The following is a 22,819-nucleotide window of genomic DNA, read 5'->3' on the forward strand; positions in this document are numbered from 1 at the left end:
CCCAGGCAGGCGTCGGCTGGCCCCTCGAGGCCCCGCACGCCGGCCAGGCATCGACTCACAAGGATTCCGCATGGACCCCCAGGACCTGCCCACCGACCCCCACCGTCACTACGAAGACATCATGGCCATGTTGGTGGGCACGCTGTTCGTGGCCCTCGGCGTGACCCTCTACACCCAGGCCCTGCTGCTCACCGGCAGCACCGCGGGGATGGCCTTCCTGCTGCAGTACGCCACCGGTTGGCGCTTCGGGGTATGGTTCTTTCTGATCAACCTGCCGTTCTACTACCTGGCGATCAAGCGCATGGGCTGGTCGTTCACGCTGCGCACCTTCGTGGCCATCGGCCTGGTGTCGCTGTTTTCCGAGCTGACCGGCAAGTGGATCACGATCGAGAGCCTCAACCCGCTCTACGCCTCGCTGATGGGCGGCAGCCTGATCGGCATCGGCATGCTGGTGCTGTTTCGCCACCGCACCAGCCTGGGCGGTATCAATATCCTCTCGCTCTACCTGCAGGACCGCTATGGGCTACGCGCCGGCTATGTGCAGCTCGGCATCGACGGCCTGATCATGCTGGCCGCCTTTCTGGTGCTGCCGGCCGAGCGGGTCGGGCTATCGGTGCTGGGGGCCGTGGCCCTCAACCTGATCATTGCCTTGAACCATAAGCCCGGCCGCTATATGGGCGTGAGCTGAAACGGGGCCGCGCTCAATAGGTAGGCCAGACGCCGGGCGTCGCCAATTCCAGCAGGTGGCCGTCGGGGTCGCGGAAATAGAGGCTTTCGCCGCCGCGGGGCCAGTGAGTGCGGCCCTCGATGGCGATGCCGTGATCCTCGAGCTGGCGCTCCCAGGCGGCCAGCTCCCGCGCGGAGATGGCAAGGGCCATGTGCACGCGACCCTTGCCGTCGTGGGGCGGGATGGTGCCCATGTCATCGGGCAGTATCACCGTCTCCAGCGTCTCCCCCTGGGCGAACAGCAGCAGCACCGTGCCGGCGCCCGCGTCATAGGCGGTGAAGCGGTGGTCGGCGTTGAAGGGCGCAAGGCCCATCACGCCTTCGAAGAAGGCCCGCGCCCGGTCCATGTCCTCCACGTAGAGCGCGGTCTCCAGTACGCCGTTGAGCCTGGGCATGCATTCCTCCCTGTCTTGCCATCTGTTATTAGCCTAGCAGCTGTCAGCGTCGGGCCGCCCCTAGGCGGGCCCACCTAGCCGGCCGCCCAAAACCACCAGACGATGGCGGCGATCAGGATCAGCCCGGTGAGATTGACGATCCAGCTCATGCGACGGCCTCCTCTTGCGTGCCCGCGGGGTCCGGGGCGGCGCGCTTGCCGCCGCCCCGGGTCTTCATCAGGCGCAGGCGATTGGCGTTGCTGACCACGGTGATCGACGACAGCGACATGGCCGCCCCGGCGATCATCGGCGAGAGCAGCATGCCGGTGATGGGGTAGAGCACCCCGGCGGCGATGGGAATGCACAGGGTGTTGTAGCCGAAGGCACCGACCAGGTTCTGCTTGATATTGGTCAGTGTCGCCCGGCTGATCTCGATGGCGTCGGCAATGCCGTGCAGCGAGCCGCGCATCAGGGTGATGCCGGCGCTCTCGATGGCCACGTCGGTACCCTGGCCGATGGCGAAGCCCACGTCGGCGCGGGCCAGGGCCGGGGCATCGTTTATGCCGTCGCCGACCATGCCGACCACCTCGCCGGCTTGTTGCAGCCGCTCGATCTCGGCGTGCTTGTCCTCGGGCAACAGCCCCGCCCGGAAGTCGTCGATGCCCACCTCCCGGGCGATGGCCGCGGCAGTGTGGACGTTGTCCCCGGTCAGCATCACCACCCTGAGGCCGTCGGCCTGCAGGCGCTTCACTGCCTCGATGGTATCGTGGCGCAGCGGGTCGCTGATGCCGAACAGCGCGGCAAGTCGGCCGTCCATGGCCAGGTACACCACGGTGCGCGCCTGTCTCTCCCAGTCGTCGGCCCGCTCGGCGCCGGCGGCCAGGTCGATGCCGGCCTCCTCGAGCAGGCGGGCGTTGCCCAGCAGCAGCGGCCTGCCGTCGGCGGTCTCGGCCTTCACGCCGCCGCCGGTGACGCTATCGAAGTTTCGGATCTCGGCGGGTTCGGCGCCGGCCTCCTCGGCGTGCGCCATCAGCGCCGCCGCCAGGGGGTGCTCGGAGCCGCGCTCCAGGGCCGTGACCAGCCCCAGGATGGCCCGCTCGTCGCCGTCGAGCACCTCGGCTTCGGTCACGCTGGGCTTGCCCTCGGTGAGGGTGCCGGTCTTGTCCACTACTAGGGTGGTGAGCTTGCTGGCGGTCTGCAGGGCATCGCCGCTGCGCACCAGCACCCCGTGCTCGGCGGCCTTGCCGACCCCGATCATGGTGGAGATCGGCGTGGCCAGGCCCAGGGCGCAGGGGCAGGCGATGATCAGCACCGTGGTGGCGGTCACCAGCATATGGATCACCCTCGGTTCGGCGCCGAAGTTGAACCAGGCGAGCGCCGTGAGCACGGCGATGATCATCACCGCCGGCACGAAGATGCTCGATACCTTATCGGCCAGCTGGCCGATGGGTGGGCGCGAGTTCTGGGCGCTGGCCACCTGCTCGGTGATCTGCCCCAGGCGGGTGTCGGCGCCCACCCGGGTGGCACGATAGACCAGCGAGCCCTTGCCGTTGACGGTGCCGGCGCTGACCTCCTCGCCCTCACCCTTGGCCACCGGCAGCGGCTCGCCGGTCAGCATCGATTCGTCGATATGGCTCTGGCCTTCGGTGACCACGCCGTCTACCGGCAGCCGTTCGCCGGGGCGCACGCGGATATGGTCGCCCTGGCGCACCTCGTCGATGTCGAGTTCGCGTTCCTCACCGTTGCGGATCACCCGGGCGGTGCGGCTCTGCAGGTCGAGCAGGCGCTTGAGCGCCTCGCTGGTGCGGCCCCGGGCGCGCAGCTCCAGGGCGTTGCCCAGCAGCACCAGGCCGATGATCATCGCCGAGGCCTCGAAGTAGATGCCGTGGGCCACCTCGGGCAGCCAGGGCGCGAAGGCCACCACGCCCATGGAGTAGACCCAGGCGGTGCCGGTACCCATGGCGATCAGGGTGTCCATGTTGGCCTGGTGATGCTTGAGGTTCTTCCAGGCGTTGACGAAGAAGTGGCGACCGGGGCCGACCAGTACCGCCAGGGTGAGCAGCCCCACCACCAGCCAGAACAGCCGCCCCATGCCCACCGGGTGGGGATGGTAGACGAACATGCTGGCCATCAGTGGCACCGCCAGGGCCAGCGACCAGGCGCTTCCCCGCAGGCGGCGACGGTATTCCCGGGCGTCCTTCTCGGCGCGGGCCTGCTCGGCCTGGCGCAGGTCGTGGATCGGCTCGGCGTCATAACCGGCGGCATCCACCGCGGCGACCAGCTCGGCCTCGGAGGCGCTGCCACGCACCTGGGCGCTGCGCGTGCCGAAGTTGACCTCCACGCCGACCACGCCCGGCACGCGTGTGAGGGCCTGCTCTACGCTGCTGACGCAGCTGGCGCAGGTCATGCCGCTGATCGAGAGTCGCCGCGTGACGGCGCGCTCGTCGGCGGTGGCCTCCAGGGCCGCTGTGGGCTTCGCCTCTGCCGCTCGTTGTGGCCCGGTGCCGACGCTCGCGGCTTCGCTTGTTGCCTCTTCAAGCTCGCCGGGCGGATAGCCGGCATCGGCCAGGGCCTGGTCCAGGGTGTTGGCATCCAGCGTTGTGGTAACGGCCAGGTGCTTCTCCGCGGGGGTGCCGACTACCTCGGCGCTTGGGTCAGCGGCCTGGATCGCCTCGCGCATGCGCTTGACGCAGCCCTGGCAGTTCATTCCCGGCACGGTGCGTACCTGGGGCTGGGACGTCGTCATTGAGTCTCCTTGGCCACGCGGTCGCGGCTCAGCGGTTCGGGGAGGCTTTCGATCAGTCGGCACAGGCTGTGGCCGTCGGGCGTGCCGTCGGGCATCTCGGCCCAGGCGTCCAGGGCCTGCTCCATGCGCTCGGCCAGGGCCTGCAGCTCGGCGATGCGCTGGTGAATCTCGGGGAGCCGGCTGGCCAACAGGTCGCGGACCATGGGGCAGGGGGAGTCGCCCTGGTCGGCGTGGTCGAGAATGTCGCGGATCTCCGCCACGCCGAAGCCCAGAGTGCGGGCGCGCTGGATAAAGCGCAGCCGCTCCAGGTCGGCCTGGGTGTAGAGGTGGTAGCCGTTGCCCGAGTGGCGTTCGGAATGCAGCAGCCCCTCGCGGGTGTAGTGGCGTACCGTCTCGGCGGTGACGCCGGCCTGCCTTGCCAGTTCACTGACCTTCATGGGGAGGGCCTCAATGGCTTTGAGTGTCTGGGGGGGGTAGTGTAAAACCTTTGGGTTACCCAAAGGTCAAGGGCGACAATCGGGCGCATGAGTAATTTGCGGAGGTGTTGGCTAAGATCATGAAAGTTCATGCATTCAAACGACCGTGCTACCAAAGTATTAGAGGATTGCGCATTAAAACGAACGTTTGCCCTTGAACCTGGCGCGGCGATAGGCGAAAACGGGGAGCAGCAGGCCAGCGCCCCGGGGAGGGTGCATTACAAACGCGCTTCAGCACGCTTCAGCAAGAGGACGTCGAGAATCATGCATAACAAGTTCAACAAGCTCACCTGGGCGGTGGCCATCGCCGCCGCTGCCTTCGCCAGCCAGGCCAGCGCCGGCGGCTACCAGATCAATGAGCAGAGCGTCAGCGGCCAGGGCTACGGCCACGCCGGGCGCAGCTCCAATGTCAACGACGCTACCATCGTGTTCGGCAACCCGGCGGGGATGTCGTTTCTGGATCGCGCCCAGGTCACCGCTGGCGGGACCTATCTGAACGTCAACAGCGATATCAAAAACGTCCAGGCCCAGCGGACCCTGGATGCGGGAGTGGCCCAGGGCGGGGCTCCCGTCGGCATGCAGGTGCCGGTGAGCGAGATTCCGGGCGGAAACGAAGGGGATATGGTGCCCGGTACACTGGTGCCTTTTGCGTTCTACGCTCAGCCCGTGAATGAGCGTCTGGCCTTCGGTTTTGGTGTCTATGCGCCCTTCGGCGCCAAGACCGATTACGAGAACGACTTCCAGGGCCGTTACTTTGGCGACTACACCGAGGTGCGCGTCATCAGCGCCCAGCCCACCGTCTCCTACCGCTTCAATGACCAGTGGGCCGTCGGGGCCGGCGTGACCTACAACCGGATCAATGGCGAACTGCGCCGCCAGCTGCCGTCGGAGCCGAGCTTCAATTCGTCGGCCGATATCGATTCACGGGTGGACGGTGATGACGATGGCTGGGGCTACAACCTGGGGGTGATCTTCCAGCCGGTGCCGGAAACCACTCTGGGCCTGACCTACCGCTCCAAGGTCTCCTATACGCTCACCGGGGATTTTCGCGCCTTCGATCCCATGGGCAACGTGGTTCGCGCGGACGATGCCAACCTGGATCTGACCACCCCGGAAACCGTCAACCTCTCGGTCACCCAGCAGATGAGCGATAACCTCAAGCTGATGTTCGGGGCCTCCTGGGCGCGCTGGAGTCGCTTCGACCAGATCCTGGTCACCGGCAGCCAGGGCGACACTATCACCCAGGAAACCCAGAACTACTCCAATGCCTGGGCCTACTCCGTCGGGGGCGAGTACCAGTTGAATCCCCAGCTGGCCCTGCGTGCTGGTGTGACCATCGACACCACGCCGACCGATGACGAGTTCCGCAGCGTGCGGATTCCGTCCGATGATCGCCGGATCTTCTCCATCGGCGCCGGCTGGAGTCCCACTGACGACCTGACCCTGGACTTCGCCTACTCTTATCTCTCCGAGCGCAGCACCTTCGTCAGCCAGGAGCGTGACGACCTGCTCCAAGGGGTTGGCGGTGCCACCTATTCCGCCGACTACAAGAACGAGGCCCACGGCTTCGGCGCCCAGCTGACCTACCGCTTCTGACGGCGGGTCCGTTGATCGCGATGCAGACGACCCGGCTTCGGCCGGGTCGTCTGCGTTCAGGCACTGCGGCCGCGGCGGATGCGGGGGGGCGCCAGTTTCGCTACAATAGGCGCCTTTTCCGTGCCGTCGGGGCGCTGGCCAGAGGCCGCGCCGCGCCGGCCGCTTTTCCACTGCAGATCAAGGCGAGACGCCCCATGCTGGAAACCAACCCGATTCACAACCTCATCAAGGACCTGTCTGAGCGGACAGATGTCCTGAGGGGGTATCTTTGACTATGCCGAACGCAAGGATCGGCTAGAGGAAGTCACCCGCGAGCTCGAGGATCCCGACATCTGGAGCGACCCGGACTACGCCCAGAAACTCGGCAAGGAGCGCGCCTCCCTGGAGCAGATCGTGGCCACCATCGACGAGCTCGATCAGGGGCTTGGCGATAGTCGCGACCTGCTGGAGCTGGCCGAGATGGAGGAGGACGAGGCCACCGTCGCCGAGGTCCAGAAGGAGCTCGACGGGCTGGCCGCCAGCCTGGAGGCCCTCGAGTTCCGGCGCATGTTCGCCGGCGAGATGGACCAGAACAACGCCTACCTGGATATCCAGGCCGGCTCCGGCGGCACCGAGGCCCAGGACTGGGCCAACATGCTGTTGCGCATGTACCTGCGCTGGTGCGAGCATCACGGCTTCAAGGCTGAGATCATCGAGGCCTCCGCTGGCGAGGTGGCGGGCATCAAGTCGGCGTCGCTGCATATCCAGGGCGACTACGCCTTCGGCTGGCTGCGTACCGAGACCGGCGTGCACCGCTTGGTGCGCAAGAGTCCCTTCGACTCCGGCGGTCGTCGGCACACGTCTTTTGCCTCGGTGTTTCTCTCGCCGGAGATCGACGACAGCTTCGAAGTGGAGATCAACCCGTCGGACCTGCGCGTCGATACCTACCGCTCCAGCGGCGCCGGCGGCCAGCACGTCAACACCACCGACTCCGCGGTGCGTATCACCCACGAGCCCACCGGCATCGTAGTGGCCTGCCAGAGCCAGCGCAGCCAGCACGCCAACCGCGACTTCGCCATGAAGCAGCTCAAGGCGAAGCTGTGGGAACACGAGATGCAGAAGCGCAACGCCGCCAAGCAGGAGGCCGAGGACTCCAAGGCCGATATCGGCTGGGGCAGCCAGATCCGCTCCTATGTGCTGGACGACCAGCGTATCAAGGACCTGCGCACCGGCGTGCAGACCAGCAACTGCGACAAGGTGCTGGATGGTGATCTGGACCAGTTTATTGTCGCCAGCCTCAAGCAAGGACTGTAACGAAATGGCCAACGAGAGCCCCTCCCAGGATAGCCCGCAGAACGACGAGAACCGCCTGATCGCCGAGCGCCGCGCCAAGCTGGCGGCGCGCCGGGAGCAGGCCGCCGCGCGCGGCGCGAGCGCCTTTCCCAATGACTTTCGCCGTGACAGCCTGGCCGCGGCGCTGGTCGATGAGTTGGGCGACAAGGACAAGGCTGAGCTGGAGGCGCTGAATCGCCGGGCGGCGGTCTCCGGGCGCATCATGCGCAAGCGGGGGCCCTTTCTGGTGATCCAGGACCCCTCTGGGCTGATCCAGCTCTACGTCGACAAGAAGGGGCTGCCGGCCGAGGTGCTGGAGGACATCAAGGGCTGGGACATCGGCGATATCGTCGCCGCCCGCGGCCCGGTGCACAAGTCGGGCAAGGGCGACCTCTACGTGATGATGGAAGAGGCCACGCTGCTGACCAAGAGCCTGCGCCCGCTCCCCGACAAGTTCCACGGCCTCACCGACATGGAGGCGCGCTACCGCCAGCGCTACGTGGACCTGATCATGAACCCCGATTCGCGCCAGGTGTTCGAGACCCGCGCCGGGGTGATCAGCGCCATGCGTCGCTTCTTCGAGGAGCGCGGCTTCATGGAGGTGGAAACCCCCATGCTGCAGCCGATTCCCGGCGGCGCCACGGCGCGTCCCTTCGTCACTCACCACAATGCGCTGGACATCGACATGTACCTGCGCATCGCGCCTGAGCTCTACCTCAAGCGACTGGTGGTGGGCGGCTTCGAGAAGGTCTTCGAGATCAACCGCAACTTCCGTAACGAGGGGCTCTCCACGCGGCACAACCCCGAGTTCACCATGATCGAGTTCTACCAGGCCCATGCGAATCACAATGACCTGATGGACCTCACCGAGGAGATGCTGCGCAGCGTGGCCCTGCAGGTACTGGGCACCACCACCGTGGTCAACACCGTGCGCAACAGCGAGGGCGAAGTGCTCGAGACCTTCGAGTACGACTTCGGCAGCCCGCTGAAGCGGATCACGGTGTTCGATGCCATCCTCGAGTACAACTCCGATATCCATGCCGAGGCGCTGGCCGACGAGGCCGCCGCCCGCCAGATCGCTGAGCGCCTGGACATCGAGGTCAAGGACGGCTGGGGCCTGGGCAAGGTCCAGATCGAGATCTTCGAGAAGACCGTGGAGCACCGCCTCAAGCAGCCGACCTTCATCACCGAGTACCCCACCGAGGTGAGCCCCCTGGCGCGGCGCAAGGACAGCAATCCCTTCGTCACCGAGCGCTTCGAGTTCTTCGTCGGCGGCCGCGAGATCGCCAACGGCTTCTCGGAGCTCAACGACGCCGAGGACCAGGCCGAGCGCTTCCGCGCCCAGGCGGCCGAGAAGGAGGCCGGCGACCTGGAGGCGATGTACTACGACGCCGACTACGTCCGGGCACTGGAGTACGGCATGCCGCCCACCGCCGGCGAGGGCATCGGCATCGACCGCCTGGTGATGCTGTTCACCGACAGCGCCTCGATCCGCGATGTGCTGCTGTTCCCCGCCATGCGGCCTGAGGTGGAGTGAGGGGGCTGCGCTTCGGCCAGGCGTTGTGGCCGTAGTAAGCACAGGGGGAATACCGCAGTGGAGGTCCGGCGCCATGGATGGCGCCGGTAGCTCCCAGGGATGGGCTCGGTGCGCCTCCTCGAAGGTATTCCCCCTGCGCCATGCCTCCCCAAAGACCCGTTGCCAGATCAGCCCCGAGCGGCCTTGCCTCAGCAGCCTTGCCTCTAAAGCGGAAGTATTGGTAAGCAGCAGCGCTAGCGCCCATAATGATCACCGTTTCGACGTCGAGGAGACCGTGATGAAACTGCTCAACCGCTCCGCCCTGAGCGTTAGGCCGACCCGGCACTTCGTGGATTGGATCAATGCGCTCGAACCCACCATGGGGGACGACGATTTGACGCTGTCCGACGTCGAACGCGAAAGCACCGTCTACCTGATCCCCGAGATGGACACGCCCGAGGCCCTGGAGGGGTTCGTGCGCGAGCGCTACCTGGAGATCCTCGAGACCGAGCTGCGTGCCTGGGAAGAGGACGAACGGCAGTGGCCCGAGACCATCGACTGGTCGCTGTTCCAGCGCTTCCTGCAGATCGAGCACAGCTACCTGGCCATCGATCTGGACAACGAAGCGGCGCTGGAAATCTCCGAGGTGGACGACTCCTTGCTGCTGGAAACCGATCAGGATTGAGCCCTGCCCCTGTGACTAGCGCATGGTGAAACCGGCTTCGGCCGGTTTCCTCGTTATGGCCCCCGCCGTGATGGACGCCGTGATGGAAACTGGATGAGACGACTCTTCGAGACCCGGCCCGGTGACGATGGGCTGCCGGGCGCCGAGCGGCGCCTGGCCGTGCTGGCGCTGATACTGGGCACCCTGATGGCGGTGGTGGACACCACCATGGTCAATATCGCCCTGCCTTCCATCGCCGCCGACCTCGAGGTGCCCGCCTCCCGGGCGGTCTGGGTCACCAACCTCTTCCAGATCAGCTGCGCGGCTTTCCTGCTGGTGTTCGCGGCGCTCAGCGAACTGGTCAGCCGCCGCCGGATCTACGTGGCCGGGGTGGGCGTCTTCACCCTGGCCTCGCTGGGGGCCGCGCTCGCCACCAGCCTGGAGACGCTGCTGGTCTTTCGCGCCCTGCAGGGGCTGGGTGCCGCGGCGACGCTCTCCATCGGGCCGTCGCTCTACCGTTCGATCTTTCCCTCGCGGCTGCTGGGCAGCGCCCTGGGGCTCTCGGCCATGGTGGTGGCCGGCGGCTATGCGGCGGGCCCGGCCATCGGCGGGGTGCTGCTCTCGGTGGCCGACTGGCCCTGGCTGTTCGCCCTGCACCTGCCGCTGGGCGCGGCGGCGGTGGTGCTCGCCTGGAAGGCCCTGCCCCGCGAGCCGGGGCGGCGCGGTGGCTTCGACCTGGTCGGGGCGCTGCTCTCGGTGGCGATGCTATGTGGTTTCTTCCTGGCCATGGACGGTGCCGGCCACGGCATGCCCGCCGGAGAGCTGGCGGCCTGGCTGGGGATGAGCGTCGCGGCGGCGCTGCTCTTCCTGCGCCGCCAGCGCCGGGCCGCTTACCCGCTGATGCCGCTGGCGATCTTCGCCGAGCGGCGCTTCAGCCTGGCGCTGGCCGCCCAGGGCACCGCCTTCGTGGGCCAGGGACTGGCCTTCGTGGCGCTCTCCTTCCTGTTCCAGCGCGACATGGGCTTCACCCCGCTGCAGACCGCCTGGCTGTTCACCCCCTGGCCGCTGGCGATCATGCTGGTGGGCCCCCGGGCCGGGCGCCTGGCCGACTGCGTGAACCCCAGCCTGCTCGCCAGCGCCGGGCTGCTGGTCCTGCTGGTGGGGCTGGTGCTGCTGGCGCGGCTCGATGCCGAGGCGGGCGTGACCGAGGTGCTGTGGCGCATGGGGCTGTGCGGGGTCGGCTTCGGGCTCTTCCAGCCCCCCAACAACCGTGAGCTGATGGGCTGCGTGCCCCGCGAGCGCAGCGCCAACGCCTCCGGCATCATGAGCACCTCGCGTACCGTGGGGCAGTCCCTGGGCGTGGCGCTGGTGGGCGCCTTCCTGGCCATGAATGCCCCGGTACAGGCCACGCTCTGGGTGGGCTGCGCGGCCTGTGGGCTGGCGCTGGCGGCCAGCCTGGCCCGGGTGCCGCTGGCCGGCGCCGCCCAGGCCCGTGCGCGGTGGCGGGCGTCGTCGGGCGACCGGCAAGAGAGTACAATGGCCCCACAGTCATCATCGAGGAGCCCCCATGAGCATTCAGGCCGAGATTGAACAGAAGCTACAGGCCCTCGAGCCCACCCACCTGGTGGTGGAGAACGAGAGCCACCGGCATGCCGTGCCGCCCAACTCCGAGACCCACTTCAAGGTCACCCTGGTGTCTCCCCGCTTCGAGGGGCTGATGCCGGTCAAGCGTCATCAGCAGGTCTATGCGAAGCTGGCCGACGAACTCGCCGGGCCGGTGCACGCCCTGGCGCTGCACCTCTACACGCCGGTCGAGTGGGCGGCCCGCGGCGAAGACCGGCCGGAGTCGCCCAACTGCAGCGGCGCCGGCGCGTGACAGCCGAGCCGCAACGCCTGCAGTACCTGGAGGCCATGGGCCTGACGGCCTGGGTGGCCCGCTATCGGCTGCCCAATGCCCGGCCCAGTGAGGCCTGCGGCTGGGAGCCGCCGGCCCGCCCGGAGCCGACGCCGCCCGGCGAGCGGCTGCATGCGCTGCTCGACGAAGCCGAACGTGATGTCGCCCGCCAGCCGGCGCCCGCTCCGTCGCCCCCGCGCGAACCGCGTGCCGCCGCCCCGGGCCGTGCTCGCCGGCTGCTGGTTGGCGACGCGGCGGACCAAGCGCCGTCGCAGGCCGCCGAACCGGACAGCGCCTCCGAGACGGCGCGCCCCGCCCTCGAGCCGCTGCGCTTCGACCTCCAGGTGGCCTGTCTCGACGGTCGCTGGCTGCTGCTGCGGCCCGGCGCGAAGCCGCCGGATGCCGTGGCGCTGCGCCTGCTGGGCAACCTGCTGCGGGCCGCCGGGGTGGTGCCCGAGCAGCCACCCGCCTTTCAGGCGTTCCACTGGCCGCAGGTGGAGGGGCTGCCGGTGGAGGCGCCGCTGGAGGAGGCCCGCGAGGGGCTCGGTGCCTTTATCGAGGGGGCCAGCCGTCGCGGCTGGGCGCCGGAGCGGGTGCTGGTGTTCGGCCGGGATGAGACCCTGGATCGGCTGCTGCGTCTCGAGAACGGCCGCTGTGAGCTGTTGGCACTGCCCGGCTGGCAGGGCCCCGACCTGCAGGAGCTGGCCGGCAGCGCCGAGGCCAAGCGTGCCCTGTGGCCCGTCCTGGCCGGCTGGCGCCAGGCCTGGCTGGGCCGCAACGGCGATGACTGAGCCCCTGCTGCGCCGGCTCGAGCCGTGCGATCTGCAGCGCCTGACGGCGCTGGAGCGGGAGGCCCAGTCTCGCCCCAGGTCGTCGGCGCAGCTAGGCGAGGCCCTGCACGACGAGACGCGCTGCGTGGTCGCCATCGAGGCGGCGGACGGCGAGCTGGTGGGCCATGCGGTGATCGCCAGGCTGCCCTTCGAGGCCGAGCTCGAGGCGATCCTGGTGCGGCCCGCCTGGCGCAGGCGCGGAGTGGCGGTGCGGCTGCTGAAGGCGGTGATCGAGCAGGCGCGCGACTGGCGTAGCGAACGGCTGCTGCTGGAGGTCAGGGCGGGCAACCGCGCCGCCATCGCGCTCTATCGCGGGGCGGGATTCATCGAGGACGGCCGGCGGCGCGGCTATTACCCGCCGCCCTCGGCGGGCGCGCCCCGGGAGGACGCCGTGCTGATGTCGCGCCCGCTGGCGGGTTAGGCGGGGCGCGACGGGGCGGGCCGCGAAGGTCCGGCGGCGCAGGCCTCAGCGGCTGGTTTCCACCTCCGCCTCCTCGAACTTGCCCAGCAGGGCCTCGATGCGGCGATGCCACTCCTCGCGCTCCTGCTTGAGGCGGCTGTTTTCCTCGCGCAGCTCCTCGGCTTCCATCTTCAGCAGTTCCAGGGCCTCGACGGCGCTGGTGACCTTCTGTTCGAGCCGGTTGAAGAGTTCGGTGCTCATCCTGTTCTCCTGACAATGCCTGCGGGGCGAGCCCCTGCCCGCCGCGAATATCCCGAGGCGCAGCGTAACGCCGCCGGCTGCGGCTCGGCAAGCATCCCTTGGCGGTGTCCAGGGCTATCGCACTGACCCATCGAGGGACGCTGGGGGCAAGCCAAAATGATCAGCCTGGGTCAGCGGCCGTCGGGATGGCGTGGCGGCGGTAGAGTCGCCCGTGGCTGTCGCCGGCCCGCACTTCGCGATGCAGCTGCCAGCTGGCCGGCACCGATGGCGCCTCGTCCGCCTCGGCTTCCAGGTAGATCAGGGCGTCCTCGGTGAGCCAGCCCCGCTCTAGGGCCGCGCAGCAGGGCGCGGCGAGGCCCTGGCGGAAGGGCGGGTCGAGCAGCACCAGGCTGAAGGGCGTGGGAGGCTGGTCGAGGAAGGCCAGGGCGTCGGCGCTGGCCACGCGGGCGCGGGACGCGACGCCCAGGGTAGCCAGGTTGTCGGAAAGCGCCGCGGCGACGCGGGGGTCGCGCTCCACGAACAGCGCCTCCCGGGCGCCACGCGAGAGTGCCTCCAGGCCCAGCGCGCCGGTGCCGGCGAAGAGATCCAGCACCCGGGCGCCGGGCGTGGCCGCGGCCAGCCAGTTGAACAGGGTCTCGCGCACCCGGTCGGGAGTCGGACGCAGCCCGGGGCTGTCCAGCACCGGCAGCAGCCGGCGGCGGAACTCGCCGCCGATGATGCGCAGGCGGCCGCTGCGGCGGGGCGGCGTCTGGCGCTGGCGGGATGCGGGGCGTGAGGTACGGCGGCGTGTCATAAGGCCGAATTGTACCCGCCGGCTTGTCCACAGTCATGGGGCACGGTGGTAGGATGTAGCGATCATTCACCCGCGAGGCTGAATCCCCCCATGTTCGGTTTTTTCAAGCGCAAGAAACAGGAAGAGGAGCAGCGGTCCTCGGAGCCGCAGGCCCATGACGAGGCCGTGGAGCAGGAAGCGGAAGCAGAGGTCGTTGAGCAGAGCCCTCCGGCGGAGGCGCCGGCGGAGGAGAGCAGTGCCGCCCCGGCGGCCGACGCCGCTGCGCCGGTCACCCCGGAGGAGGAAAGCGCGGCGCAGCGGGCCAAGGCGGTAACCGTCGCGCCGGATGAGGCGCCGGCCGATGGCGAGCCGAGCCTCGTGGACGAATCCGAACCCGAACCCGAACCCGAACCCGAACCCGAACCCGAACCCGAGCCCGAGCCGGTACGTACCCCGTTGCAGGAAAAGCCCACGACCGAAAAGCGCGGCTGGTTTTCCCGGATTCGCGCCGGGCTCGGCAAGACCCGCGCCAACCTGACCGACGGCATCGCCGGGCTCTTCCTCGGCAAGAAGCAGATCGACGATGAGCTGCTCGAGGACCTCGAGACCCAGCTGCTGATGGCCGACGTGGGCATCGAGGCCACCACCGAGATCATCGACCGCCTCACCGAACGGGTGTCGCGCAAGGAGCTCAAGGAGCCTCAGGCCCTCTATGACGCCCTGCAGGAGGAGCTTGGCGCCATGCTCGACCCGGTGGCCCTGCCGCTTGCGCTGCCGCCCAAGGGCGAGGGCCCCTTCGTGATCCTGGTGGTGGGGGTCAACGGCGTGGGTAAGACCACCACCATCGGCAAGCTGACCCAGCGCTTCCAGCGTGAGGGGCGCAGTGTGATGCTGGCCGCCGGCGACACCTTCCGCGCCGCCGCGGTGGAGCAGCTCAAGGTGTGGGGCGAGCGCAACGAGGTGCCGGTGATCGCCCAGCATACCGGTGCCGACAGCGCCTCGGTGATCTTCGACGCGGTGTCGGCCGCCAAGGCGCGGGGCATCGACGTGCTGATCGCCGATACCGCTGGCCGGCTGCACAACAAGTCGCACCTCATGGAGGAGCTTAAGAAGGTGCATCGGGTGATGGCCAAGGTGGATGCCGCGGCGCCCCACGAGGTGATGCTGGTGCTCGACGCCGGCACCGGCCAGAACGCGCTGTCCCAGGCCACTACCTTCAACGAGGCGGTGCCCGTGACCGGCATCACCCTGACCAAGCTCGACGGCACCGCCAAGGGCGGCATCATCTTCGCCCTGGCCAAGCAGCTCGGCACGCCGATCCGCTTCATCGGCGTGGGCGAGTCGCTGGATGACCTGCGGCCCTTTGCGGCCCGCGACTTCGTCGATGCCCTGTTCGACCGGGGCGACGAGCGTGATGCCGACTCGGCATGATCGTCTTCGAGCACGTGGGCAAGCGCTATGGCGGGCGCTTCGAGGCGCTGGCCAACCTCGATTTTCGCGTGCGCCGCGGCGAGATGGTGTTCCTGACCGGCCACTCGGGAGCGGGCAAGAGCTCGCTGCTGCGCCTGGTCATGCGCCTGGAGCGGCCCAGCCGCGGCCGGGTGCTGGTGGCCGGCCACGATATCGCCCGCCTGCACCCTAGCCAGGTGCCGTTCTACCGGCGCCAGATCGGCGTGGTCTTCCAGGACCACCAGCTGCTCTTCGACCGCTCGATCTACCACAACGTGGCCCTGCCCCTGGAGATTCGTGGCGTCGAGCCCCGGGAGGCGGCGCGCCGCGTGCGAGCGGCCCTGGACAAGGTGGGCCTGCTGCACCGTGAGCGTGCGCTGCCCATCGAGCTCTCCGGCGGGGAGCAGCAGCGGGTGGGCATCGCCCGGGCGGTGGTCAACAAGCCGGCCCTGCTGCTCGCCGACGAGCCCACCGGCAACCTCGACCCCCAGCTCTCCGCCGACATCATGGCGCTGTTCGAGGACTTCAACCGCATCGGCACCACGGTGATGATCGCCAGCCATGACCTGGCGCTGATCGCCCGCCTGCGCCACCGCATCCTGCGGCTGCGCGATGGCCGCCTGGTGGCCGACGAGGAGGCCGCATGAGCCGAGAGGCCACCCGCCCGGCCCCGCGTGGCGCGCACACTCAGCGTTCGCGCTCCGGCAGCCGCCTGCGCGCCTGGGGACGCCACCATCGGGCCATGTGCCTCGACAGCGCCCGCCGGCTGATCCGCTTCCCCGTCGGCAGCCTGTTGACCATGCTGGCCATCGCCATCGCCCTGGTGTTGCCGGCCGCCCTCTGGCTGGCCCTGGACAGCGCCCGGCTACTGGACGCCGAGCTGGGCGAGAGCGCCACCCTGACCGCCTACCTGGAGCCCCACGTCGGCGATGCCCAGGCCACGCGCATCGAGGAGGCCATCGCCGCCCAGCAGGCGGTGGCGCGAACCCGGCTGATCACCGCCGCCGAGGGCATGGCCGAGTTCCAGCAGGCGCTGGGCCTGGCCGATGCCCTGGGGCGGCTCGATGACAACCCGCTGCCGGCCAGCGTGGTGGTGATGCCCCTCGACCCGGCCCCCGAGGCGGTGCGCGAGCTGGCCGGCGAGCTCGAGGGGCTGGCCGGCGTCGAGGAGGTTCGCCTCGACCTGGCCTGGCTCGAGCGGCTGCGCCATCTGGCCGAGCTGGGCCATCGCGTGGCCCTGGCGCTGGGCGTGCTGTTCGGCCTGGGGGTGCTGCTGGTGGTGGGCAATACCATTCGCCTGGCGGTGGAGAGCCGCCGCCAGGAGATCGAGGTGGTGATGCTGATTGGCGCCACCCACGCCTTCGTGCGGCGCCCCTTCCTCTACAGCGGCGCCTGGTATGGCCTGGGCGGCGGCCTGTTCGCCTGGGGGCTGCTCGCCCTGGGCAGCGAGTGGCTGGCAGCGCCGGTCAGCGCCCTGGGGGCAAGCTACGGTGCCGCCTACCAGCTGCCCCGGCTGGGCGGCGAGGGCTCGGCAATCCTGCTGTTGTGCAGTACACTGTTAGGCTGGCTGGGCGCCTGGATCGCCGTGAGCCGGCACCTCTCACAGGTGCGGCCCCGGTAGCGTGCCACGCTGCGGTCGCAGCGGTTGGTCTGGATTCGGGAGGCAAGGCTCGGGCGCGATAGCGCGTTACCGTCGAGTCTGCCAGGCTCGTCAGTCGACACGGAACAATCTTCGTCAGTTGCCGTCAAAGGCGGCGACACCGAATACCATGCATGTACGGTCCAAAGGGAGACACCCTGCACATGAGCACCAGTCTTCTGCCGGTGGGTCAACTATCCCCAGGGCATGACCTGAACGGGTATATCCAGGCGGTCAACACCATTCCGATGTTGACCGCCGAGGAAGAGCGCGAGCTGGCCTTTCGTCTGCACGACGAGGGCGACCTGGAGGCGGCGCGCCGCCTGGTGCTGTCGCATCTGCGCTTCGTCGTGCACATCGCGCGCAGCTACTCCGGCTACGGGCTTCCCCAGGCCGACCTCATCCAGGAAGGCAACGTGGGCCTGATGAAGGCCGTCAAGCGCTTCGACCCGAATCAGGGCGTACGCCTGGTCTCCTTCGCCGTGCACTGGATCAAGGCCGAGATCCACGAGTTCGTGCTGCGCAACTGGCGCATCGTCAAGATCGCCACCACCAAGGCCCAGCGCAAGCTGTTCTTCAACCTGCGCAGCGCCAAGAAGCGCCTGGCCTGGCTCAACAACGACGAGGTCGACGCCATTGCCAAGGACCTCGACGTCAAGCCGGAAGTGGTGCGCGAGATGGAGGGGCGGCTGTCGGCCCACGATGCCGGCTTCGACGCCTCGCCCGGCGACGACGAGGAGTCGGCCTACCAGGCGCCGGTCCACTTCCTGGACGACGCCGAGGCGGATCCGGCCTCGCAGCTGGAGGACAGCGACTGGGAAAATGACGCCAGTCGCCGGCTGCAGACGGCGCTGGCGGCCCTGGACGAGCGCTCCCGCGACATCCTGCAGCAGCGCTGGCTGGGGGAGAACAAGGCGACCCTGCATGAGCTGGCCGACGTCTACGGCGTCTCCGCCGAGCGCATCCGCCAGCTCGAGAAGAACGCCATGAAGAAGATCAAGCAGCAGCTGGGCGATACCCTGGCGGCATAAGCCAACGGTACCGCTGCACAGCGACGAAGCCTCGGCCACGGCCGAGGCTTCGTCGTTTCGGCGGCTGGACGGCTAGGCCGGCTGCGACGCCTCGCGCAGCAGCTGGGCGGAGAGCAGCGCCCACTGGTCCTCCCAGTGCTCGGTGGGGCGGCGCTGGAAGTCGCTGCGCACGTACTGGCTGATGCGCCCCTCGGCGTGGGCCAGCAGCAGATTGGCCGCGGCGGAGACCGGTAAGCTGGGGCGGCGTCCCTCGCGTAGCTCGGCTTCCCGCAGGACCTGCTTGAGCTGGGTCTCCAGGCGCTCGAACAGCTGGTGGATGCGCAGCCGCAGCCGCGCCGTCTCGCCGGTGAGCACGCCGCCGTCGAGCAGCCGCGAGAGCCCCGGATTCTTCTCGGCGAAGGCAAGCAGCAGGGTGAGGATCTGGCCGCAGCGCGGCAGCGCCTCGGGGACCTCCTCGAGGATCCGGGTGATGCGCTCGAACAGCGTCTCCTCGATGAAGCCGATCAGCCCTTCGAACATCCGCGCCTTGCTGGGGAAGTGGCGATAGAGCGCCGCCTCGGAAACACCCACTTGCCGGGCCAGGGCGGCGATGGTGATGCGTTTTCCACTGTCTTCCTCCAGCATCAGGGCGAGCGCCTGCAGGATCTGCTCGCGCCGGCTGGGTGGGGGAGTTGCCTGCGTCATGTTGGTCGGTTCTTTTTGGTTATCGAATGGCGATGGTGGCTTTCCCTGCGCCGATACTCGACGCAGGGAGGTCAGTCCGCGTCGTTGCCCTGCTGCGCGGCATCGGTGATCAGGGTGCCGACCCCGGCGTTGGTGAATATCTCCAGCAGGGTCGCGTGAGGCACCCGGCCGTCGATGATATGGGCGCTGGCCACGCCACCCTTCACCGCCTCCAGGGCGCAGCGGATCTTGGGCAACATGCCGCCGTGGATGGTGCCGTCGGCGATCAGGGCGTCCACCTGGGCGGTGGTGAGCCCGGTGAGCACCTCGCCCTCGGCGTTCATCAGGCCGGCTACGTTGGTCAGCAGCATCAGCTTCTCGGCGCCCAGCGCCTCGGCCACCTTGCCGGCCACCAGGTCGGCGTTGATGTTGTAGCTGTGGCCCTCGGCGTCGACGCCGATGGGCGCGATCACCGGAATGAAATCCCGCTCGGCGAGCATCTCGATCAGGTCGGTGGAGATATGCTCGACCTCGCCGACGTGGCCGATGTCGATGATCTCCGGCACCGTCATCTCCGGTGACTGGTGCTCGACCTTGAGCTGGCGGGCGCGGATCTGGCTGCCATCCTTGCCGGTCAGGCCGATGGCTTTGCCGCCGCACTGGTTGATCAGGTTGACGATGCCCTTGTTGACCAGCCCGCCCAGCACCATCTCCACCACGTCCATGGTCTCGGCGTCGGTGACCCGCATGCCGTTGACGAAGCGCGACTCGATGTTGAGCTTTTTCAGCAGGTCACCGATCTGCGGGCCGCCGCCGTGGACCACCACCGGATTGATGCCCACCTCCTTCATCAGCACCATGTTGCGGGCGAAGGAGTCGATCAGGGTGTCCTCGGTCATGGCGTTGCCGCCGTACTTGACCACCACCGTCTTGCCGGAGAAGCGCTGGATGTAGGGTAGCGCCTCGGAGAGTACCTCGACTACCAGGCGGGGATCGCGGGTCTGTTCGGTCATCAGCGGATTCCTTTCGAATGCGGTGGCGCGGCCGCTCAGTGCGGCAGCGACAGGGTCGGGTCGACCTGCTGCAGGGCATCGGCGAAGCGGGCGCGGATGCGTTCGAGCGCGGCCTCGCTCTTGCCCTCGAAGCGCAGCACCAGCACCGGGGTGGTGTTGGAGGCGCGGCACAGGCCCCAGCCGTCGGGATAGTCGACGCGGATGCCGTCCAGCGTCGTCTTGACGCCGTCGTCGCCGAAGTCGCCTTCCCGCGCCAGCTTTGCCACCAGCTCGAACTTGGTCGCGTCGGTGACGGTGATGTTGATCTCCGGCGTGCCGATATCCTGGGGGTAGCGGGCGAAGAAGGCGTCGGCGTCGTCGCCCTGCCGGGAGAGGATCTCCAGCAGCCGGGCGGCGCCGTAGAGGCTGTCGTCGAAGCCGTACCAGCGCTCCTTGAAGAAGATATGGCCGCTCATCTCGCCGGCAAGCTGAGCGCCGGTCTCCTTCATGCGCGCCTTGATCAGCGAGTGGCCGGTGCGCCACATCTCGGGCTCGCCGCCAGCCTCCTCGATCACCCGGGCCAGGTTGCCGGTGCACTTGACGTCGAAGATCACCTTGGCGCCGGGGTTGCGGGAGAGCATGTCCTCGGCGAAGGCCATCATCAGGTGGTCGGGGTAGATCAGCTGGCCGGAGGGCGTGATCACCCCCAGGCGGTCGCCGTCGCCGTCGAAGGCCAGGCCGATGTCGGCGCCGGTCTCCTGCACGGTACGGATCAGGTCCTGGAGGTTCTCGGGCTTGCCCGGGTCCGGGTGATGGTTGGGGAAGGTGCCGTCGATCTCGGCGAACAGCGGGATCGTCTCGGCGCCGAGGCGTTCGATGAGCTGCGGGCCGAGCTCACCGGCCACGCCGTTGCCGCAGTCCACCACCGCCTTCAGCGGGCGGGCCAGCCGGACATCGCCGAGGATGCGGTCGAGGTAGGCCTGGCGAACGTCGGCCTGACGCACGCCGCCCCGACCCTCGGCCAGGTCGCCATCGACGATGCGCCGGTAGAGCGCGGTGATCGCCGCGCCGGAGAGGGTCTCGCCCCCGAGCACGATCTTGAAGCCGTTGTAGTCCGGCGGGTTGTGGCTGCCGGTGACCATCACCCCGGAGGCGGTGCCGTCCAGGACATGGGTGGCGAAGTAGAGCACCGGGGTGGGCACCATGCCGATATCGATGACGTCGCGGCCGGCGGCGGTGAGGCCGCGCATCAGCGCCTCGCTCAGGCGCGGGCCGGAAAGCCGCCCATCGCGGGCGACGACCACGGTGGACTCCTGGCGGGCGGCGGCCTCGCTGCCGATGGCGCGGCCGATCAGCTCGACGGCTTCCTCGGTGAGGGTGTCGTCGACGATGCCGCGGATATCGTAGGCGCGGAAGATCGAGGCGGAAACGGAGGTGTCGGCTGTCATGGAGTGTCCTTTCCTGAGAGGCGTCAGTGGCGGCCGGAACTGCCGAAGCCGCCGGTGCCACGCTGGCCGCTGCCGCGAAGGCTGGCGTCGAAGTCGTCGACCAGCTCGAGCTCGGCCTGCACCACCGGCACCAGCACGTACTGGGCCAGGCGCTCGAAGGGCTCCAGTACGAAGGGGGCGCTGCCGCGGTTCCAGGTGGAGATCATCAGCTCGCCCTGGTAGTCGGAGTCGATCAGGCCCACCAGGTTGCCGAGCACGATGCCGTGCTTGTGGCCGAGCCCCGAGCGGGGCAGGATCATGCCGGCAAGCCCCGGGTCGGCGATATGGATGGCAAGCCCGGTGCGCACCAGCTCGCACTGGCCGGGGGCCAGGGTCAGGGGCGCATCGAGCAGGGCGCGTAGGTCCATGCCGGCGGAGCCGTCGGTGGCGTAGCGGGGCAGGTAGTCGCGCAGGCGCTCATCGAGCAGCTTGACGGCGAGCCGCGGCCGGCTGGGGGGAGAGGGGCGAGTCGTGTCGGTCATCGGGGCTTCCGTAGCGTCGAAGTCAGTCTAGGGATCAGTGGGCCGGGCGCTCGGGCAGGCAGCTGAGTGCCCGCTCGATGACGGCCCTGGCCAGCCGTGCCTTGGGCTGGGGGGGCAGCGCCTCGCCGCCTTCGCCCTCGCCGTCGCGCCACATCAGCAGGGCGGCGTTGTCGTCGGCGCCGAAGCCGAGCCCCGCCTGGGAGACGTCGTTGGCGACGATCATGTCGAGGCCCTTGCGGGTCAGCTTGTCCCGGGCGTAGCGCTCCAGGTCGCGGGTCTCGGCGGCGAACCCCACCACCAGGGGGCGGCGGGTCGCGGCGTCGCGGCGGGCGGCGACGCCGGCAATGATATCGGGATTCTTGACCAGCTTCAGGGTCAGGCCATCCTCGCCCTCGGTCTTCTTGATCTTGTGCTCGGCCAGGGTCTGTGCCCGGTAGTCGGCCACCGCCGCGCAGCCGATGAAGATGTCGCACTGCTCGACGAGCCGCTGGGCGGCCTCGTGCATCTGCTGGGCGGTCTCCACCTCGAGGCGCTCGACCCCGGCGGGGGGCGCCAGGGACACCGGGCCGCTGATCAGGGTGACCCGGGCCCCCAGGGCGACGGCGGCCTCGGCCAGGGCGTAGCCCATCTTGCCGGAGCTGTGGTTGGAGAGGTAGCGCACCGGGTCCAGCGGCTCGCGGGTCGGGCCGGCGGTGATCACCAGATGCAGGCCCCGGGCCGGGGCGTCGCCGGCGGCTTCGACAGGCGTCACGGCGGGCGTCACGGCGGGCGTGGGCGCGGGGGAGGCAGGGAGCGCGGCGAGGATCGCCTCGGGCTCGAGCATGCGCCCCGGGCCGACGTCGCCGCAGGCCTGGTCGCCGCTGTCCGGACCAAGCAGACGCCAGCCATCGTCGACCAGCTGGCGAGCATTGCGCTGGGTGGCCACATGGCGCCACATGGCCTGGTTCATGGCCGGGGCCATGACCTTCTCGGCATCGCTTGCCAGGCACAGGGTGGTCAGCAGGTCGTCCGCCATGCCGGCGGCCAGGCGCGCCATCAGGTCGGCGGTGCCCGGTGCGATCAGGATCAGGTCGGCCCAGCGGGCCAGCTCGATATGGCCCATGCCGGCCTCGGCTTCGGGGTCGAGCAGCGAGGTGCGCACCGGCTCGCCGGAGAGCGCCTGCAGCGTCAGCGGCGTAATGAAGGCCTGGGCGCCCTCGGTCATGACCACCCGTACCTCGCCACCCGCCTGCTTGAGCAGGCGCGCCAGCTGGGCGCTCTTGTAGGCGGCGATGCCGGCACTGATGCCGAGCAGTATGTGACGGCCGGCGATCCGGCGGCCGGCGATCTGGCGACCCGACGGCGTAGACATGGCTGATTCCCGCGGTGAAATCCGACCGCCTACCTTACCATTGCCGGGGGGGCTGCGCAGCCGCGGCAATCCGCCTCCGGTTGGCTACACTGGTAGCCAGCGCCGCCCCGCCATGGTCGGGCGGGCCTCGGCTGGCGGGGTATTGGAGAGGAATTCAAG

General features: G+C 68.9%; 23 protein-coding genes. 13 read left to right on the top strand and 10 right to left on the bottom strand.

Annotation, left to right across the window (positions count from 1 at the left end):
- Positions 1–70 precede the first annotated feature (70 nt).
- Positions 71–688, top strand: a complete 618-nt coding sequence (locus HOP52_RS11025) for a YitT family protein (protein WP_238977437.1) — start codon at positions 71–73, stop codon at positions 686–688.
- 13 nt (positions 689–701) lie between these two features.
- On the opposite strand, the gene HOP52_RS11030 is transcribed toward HOP52_RS11025, so the two are convergent.
- The 3 genes from HOP52_RS11030 to HOP52_RS11040 all read right to left on the bottom strand — a co-directional run bounded on the left by HOP52_RS11030 (position 702) and on the right by HOP52_RS11040 (position 4,283).
- Positions 702–1,121 carry a VOC family protein gene (locus HOP52_RS11030; protein ID WP_238977438.1) on the bottom strand — a complete coding sequence of 140 codons (420 nt, stop codon included), beginning with the start codon at positions 1,119–1,121 and terminating at the stop codon, positions 702–704.
- Positions 1,122–1,266: 145 nt separating this feature from the next.
- Entirely contained in the window at positions 1,267–3,846 is a 2,580-nt protein-coding gene (locus HOP52_RS11035) for a heavy metal translocating P-type ATPase (protein ID WP_238977439.1), read from the bottom strand.
- Complete coding sequence (locus tag HOP52_RS11040; protein ID WP_238977440.1) at positions 3,843–4,283, bottom strand: MerR family transcriptional regulator; 441 nt, start codon at positions 4,281–4,283, stop codon at positions 3,843–3,845. Before HOP52_RS11040 ends, HOP52_RS11035 begins: the two co-directional genes overlap by 4 nt.
- Before the next feature lie 303 nt (positions 4,284–4,586).
- On the opposite strand from HOP52_RS11040, the gene HOP52_RS11045 reads away from it, so the two are divergent.
- The 8 genes from HOP52_RS11045 (at position 4,587) to rimI (ending at position 12,554) form a co-directional block, all read left to right on the top strand.
- The gene (locus HOP52_RS11045) at positions 4,587–5,918 is read left to right on the top strand and encodes an OmpP1/FadL family transporter (RefSeq protein ID WP_238977441.1); all 1,332 of its coding nucleotides are present in this window, start codon (positions 4,587–4,589) and stop codon (positions 5,916–5,918) included.
- 197 nt (positions 5,919–6,115) lie between these two features.
- Positions 6,116–7,211, top strand: a protein-coding gene (prfB, locus tag HOP52_RS11050) for a peptide chain release factor 2 (RefSeq protein ID WP_238977589.1) whose coding sequence is annotated in 2 segments (ribosomal slippage) — positions 6,116–6,187 and positions 6,189–7,211 — 1,095 coding nt in all. Because the reading frame shifts where the segments join, the coding sequence is not laid out codon by codon here.
- A gap of 4 nt (positions 7,212–7,215) precedes the next feature.
- Positions 7,216–8,766 carry a lysine--tRNA ligase gene (lysS, locus tag HOP52_RS11055; protein WP_238977442.1) on the top strand — a complete coding sequence of 517 codons (1,551 nt, stop codon included), beginning with the start codon at positions 7,216–7,218 and terminating at the stop codon, positions 8,764–8,766.
- A 277-nt stretch (positions 8,767–9,043) separates the two neighbouring features.
- Positions 9,044–9,430 (top strand): hypothetical protein, encoded by a 387-nt coding sequence (locus HOP52_RS11060; RefSeq protein ID WP_238977443.1) that lies wholly within the window; start codon positions 9,044–9,046, stop codon positions 9,428–9,430.
- Between the two features lie 93 nt (positions 9,431–9,523).
- Complete coding sequence (locus HOP52_RS11065) at positions 9,524–10,999, top strand: MFS transporter (RefSeq protein WP_238977444.1); 1,476 nt, start codon at positions 9,524–9,526, stop codon at positions 10,997–10,999.
- On the top strand, positions 10,977–11,285 hold the full coding sequence (locus HOP52_RS11070) for a BolA family protein (RefSeq protein ID WP_238977445.1): 309 nt from the start codon (positions 10,977–10,979) through the stop codon (positions 11,283–11,285). The genes HOP52_RS11065 and HOP52_RS11070 overlap by 23 nt, the downstream gene beginning before the upstream one ends.
- Positions 11,282–12,094, top strand: a complete 813-nt coding sequence (locus tag HOP52_RS11075; RefSeq protein ID WP_238977446.1) for a hypothetical protein — start codon at positions 11,282–11,284, stop codon at positions 12,092–12,094. The genes HOP52_RS11070 and HOP52_RS11075 overlap by 4 nt, the downstream gene beginning before the upstream one ends.
- The gene (gene rimI, locus HOP52_RS11080) at positions 12,087–12,554 is read left to right on the top strand and encodes a ribosomal protein S18-alanine N-acetyltransferase (RefSeq protein ID WP_238977447.1); all 468 of its coding nucleotides are present in this window, start codon (positions 12,087–12,089) and stop codon (positions 12,552–12,554) included. The genes HOP52_RS11075 and rimI overlap by 8 nt, the downstream gene beginning before the upstream one ends.
- Positions 12,555–12,599: 45 nt before the next feature.
- On the opposite strand, the gene HOP52_RS11085 is transcribed toward rimI, so the two are convergent.
- Both HOP52_RS11085 and rsmD read right to left on the bottom strand, forming a co-directional pair.
- Positions 12,600–12,794 carry a cell division protein ZapB gene (locus HOP52_RS11085; protein ID WP_238977448.1) on the bottom strand — a complete coding sequence of 65 codons (195 nt, stop codon included), beginning with the start codon at positions 12,792–12,794 and terminating at the stop codon, positions 12,600–12,602.
- Positions 12,795–12,954: 160 nt separating this feature from the next.
- Positions 12,955–13,587: a 16S rRNA (guanine(966)-N(2))-methyltransferase RsmD gene (gene rsmD / locus HOP52_RS11090; RefSeq protein ID WP_238977449.1), complete on the bottom strand. Its 633-nt coding sequence runs from the start codon at positions 13,585–13,587 to the stop codon at positions 12,955–12,957.
- A 90-nt stretch (positions 13,588–13,677) separates the two neighbouring features.
- Between rsmD and ftsY the strand changes: the two genes are divergently transcribed.
- From ftsY to rpoH, 4 genes are all read left to right on the top strand, one after another.
- A complete protein-coding gene (gene ftsY, locus HOP52_RS11095; protein WP_238977450.1) occupies positions 13,678–14,997 on the top strand; it encodes a signal recognition particle-docking protein FtsY in 1,320 nt (439 codons plus the stop codon).
- A complete protein-coding gene (gene ftsE / locus HOP52_RS11100) occupies positions 14,994–15,662 on the top strand; it encodes a cell division ATP-binding protein FtsE (protein WP_238977451.1) in 669 nt (222 codons plus the stop codon). The genes ftsY and ftsE overlap by 4 nt, the downstream gene beginning before the upstream one ends.
- Positions 15,659–16,636, top strand: coding sequence for a permease-like cell division protein FtsX (gene ftsX, locus HOP52_RS11105; protein WP_238977452.1), 978 nt, complete (start codon positions 15,659–15,661; stop codon positions 16,634–16,636). The genes ftsE and ftsX overlap by 4 nt, the downstream gene beginning before the upstream one ends.
- A 182-nt stretch (positions 16,637–16,818) precedes the next feature.
- A complete protein-coding gene (gene rpoH, locus HOP52_RS11110) occupies positions 16,819–17,685 on the top strand; it encodes an RNA polymerase sigma factor RpoH (protein ID WP_238977453.1) in 867 nt (288 codons plus the stop codon).
- 72 nt (positions 17,686–17,757) lie between these two features.
- Here the strand turns inward: rpoH and slmA are convergent, their stop codons facing one another.
- The 5 genes from slmA to coaBC all read right to left on the bottom strand — a co-directional run bounded on the left by slmA (position 17,758) and on the right by coaBC (position 22,660).
- Positions 17,758–18,369 carry a nucleoid occlusion factor SlmA gene (gene slmA, locus HOP52_RS11115; RefSeq protein ID WP_238977454.1) on the bottom strand — a complete coding sequence of 204 codons (612 nt, stop codon included), beginning with the start codon at positions 18,367–18,369 and terminating at the stop codon, positions 17,758–17,760.
- 71 nt (positions 18,370–18,440) lie between these two features.
- The gene (argB, locus tag HOP52_RS11120) at positions 18,441–19,361 is read right to left on the bottom strand and encodes an acetylglutamate kinase (RefSeq protein ID WP_238977455.1); all 921 of its coding nucleotides are present in this window, start codon (positions 19,359–19,361) and stop codon (positions 18,441–18,443) included.
- A 35-nt stretch (positions 19,362–19,396) separates the two neighbouring features.
- Positions 19,397–20,788 carry a phosphomannomutase/phosphoglucomutase gene (locus tag HOP52_RS11125; RefSeq protein WP_238977456.1) on the bottom strand — a complete coding sequence of 464 codons (1,392 nt, stop codon included), beginning with the start codon at positions 20,786–20,788 and terminating at the stop codon, positions 19,397–19,399.
- Between the two features lie 23 nt (positions 20,789–20,811).
- The gene (gene dut / locus HOP52_RS11130; RefSeq protein WP_238977457.1) at positions 20,812–21,309 is read right to left on the bottom strand and encodes a dUTP diphosphatase; all 498 of its coding nucleotides are present in this window, start codon (positions 21,307–21,309) and stop codon (positions 20,812–20,814) included.
- 34 nt (positions 21,310–21,343) lie between these two features.
- Positions 21,344–22,660, bottom strand: coding sequence for a bifunctional phosphopantothenoylcysteine decarboxylase/phosphopantothenate--cysteine ligase CoaBC (gene coaBC, locus HOP52_RS11135; protein ID WP_238977458.1), 1,317 nt, complete (start codon positions 22,658–22,660; stop codon positions 21,344–21,346).
- Positions 22,661–22,819: the final 159 nt, after the last annotated feature.

Source organism: Billgrantia campisalis (genome assembly GCF_022341425.1).
In the GTDB taxonomy this organism is placed as follows: Bacteria; Pseudomonadota; Gammaproteobacteria; order Pseudomonadales; family Halomonadaceae; genus Halomonas; species Halomonas campisalis.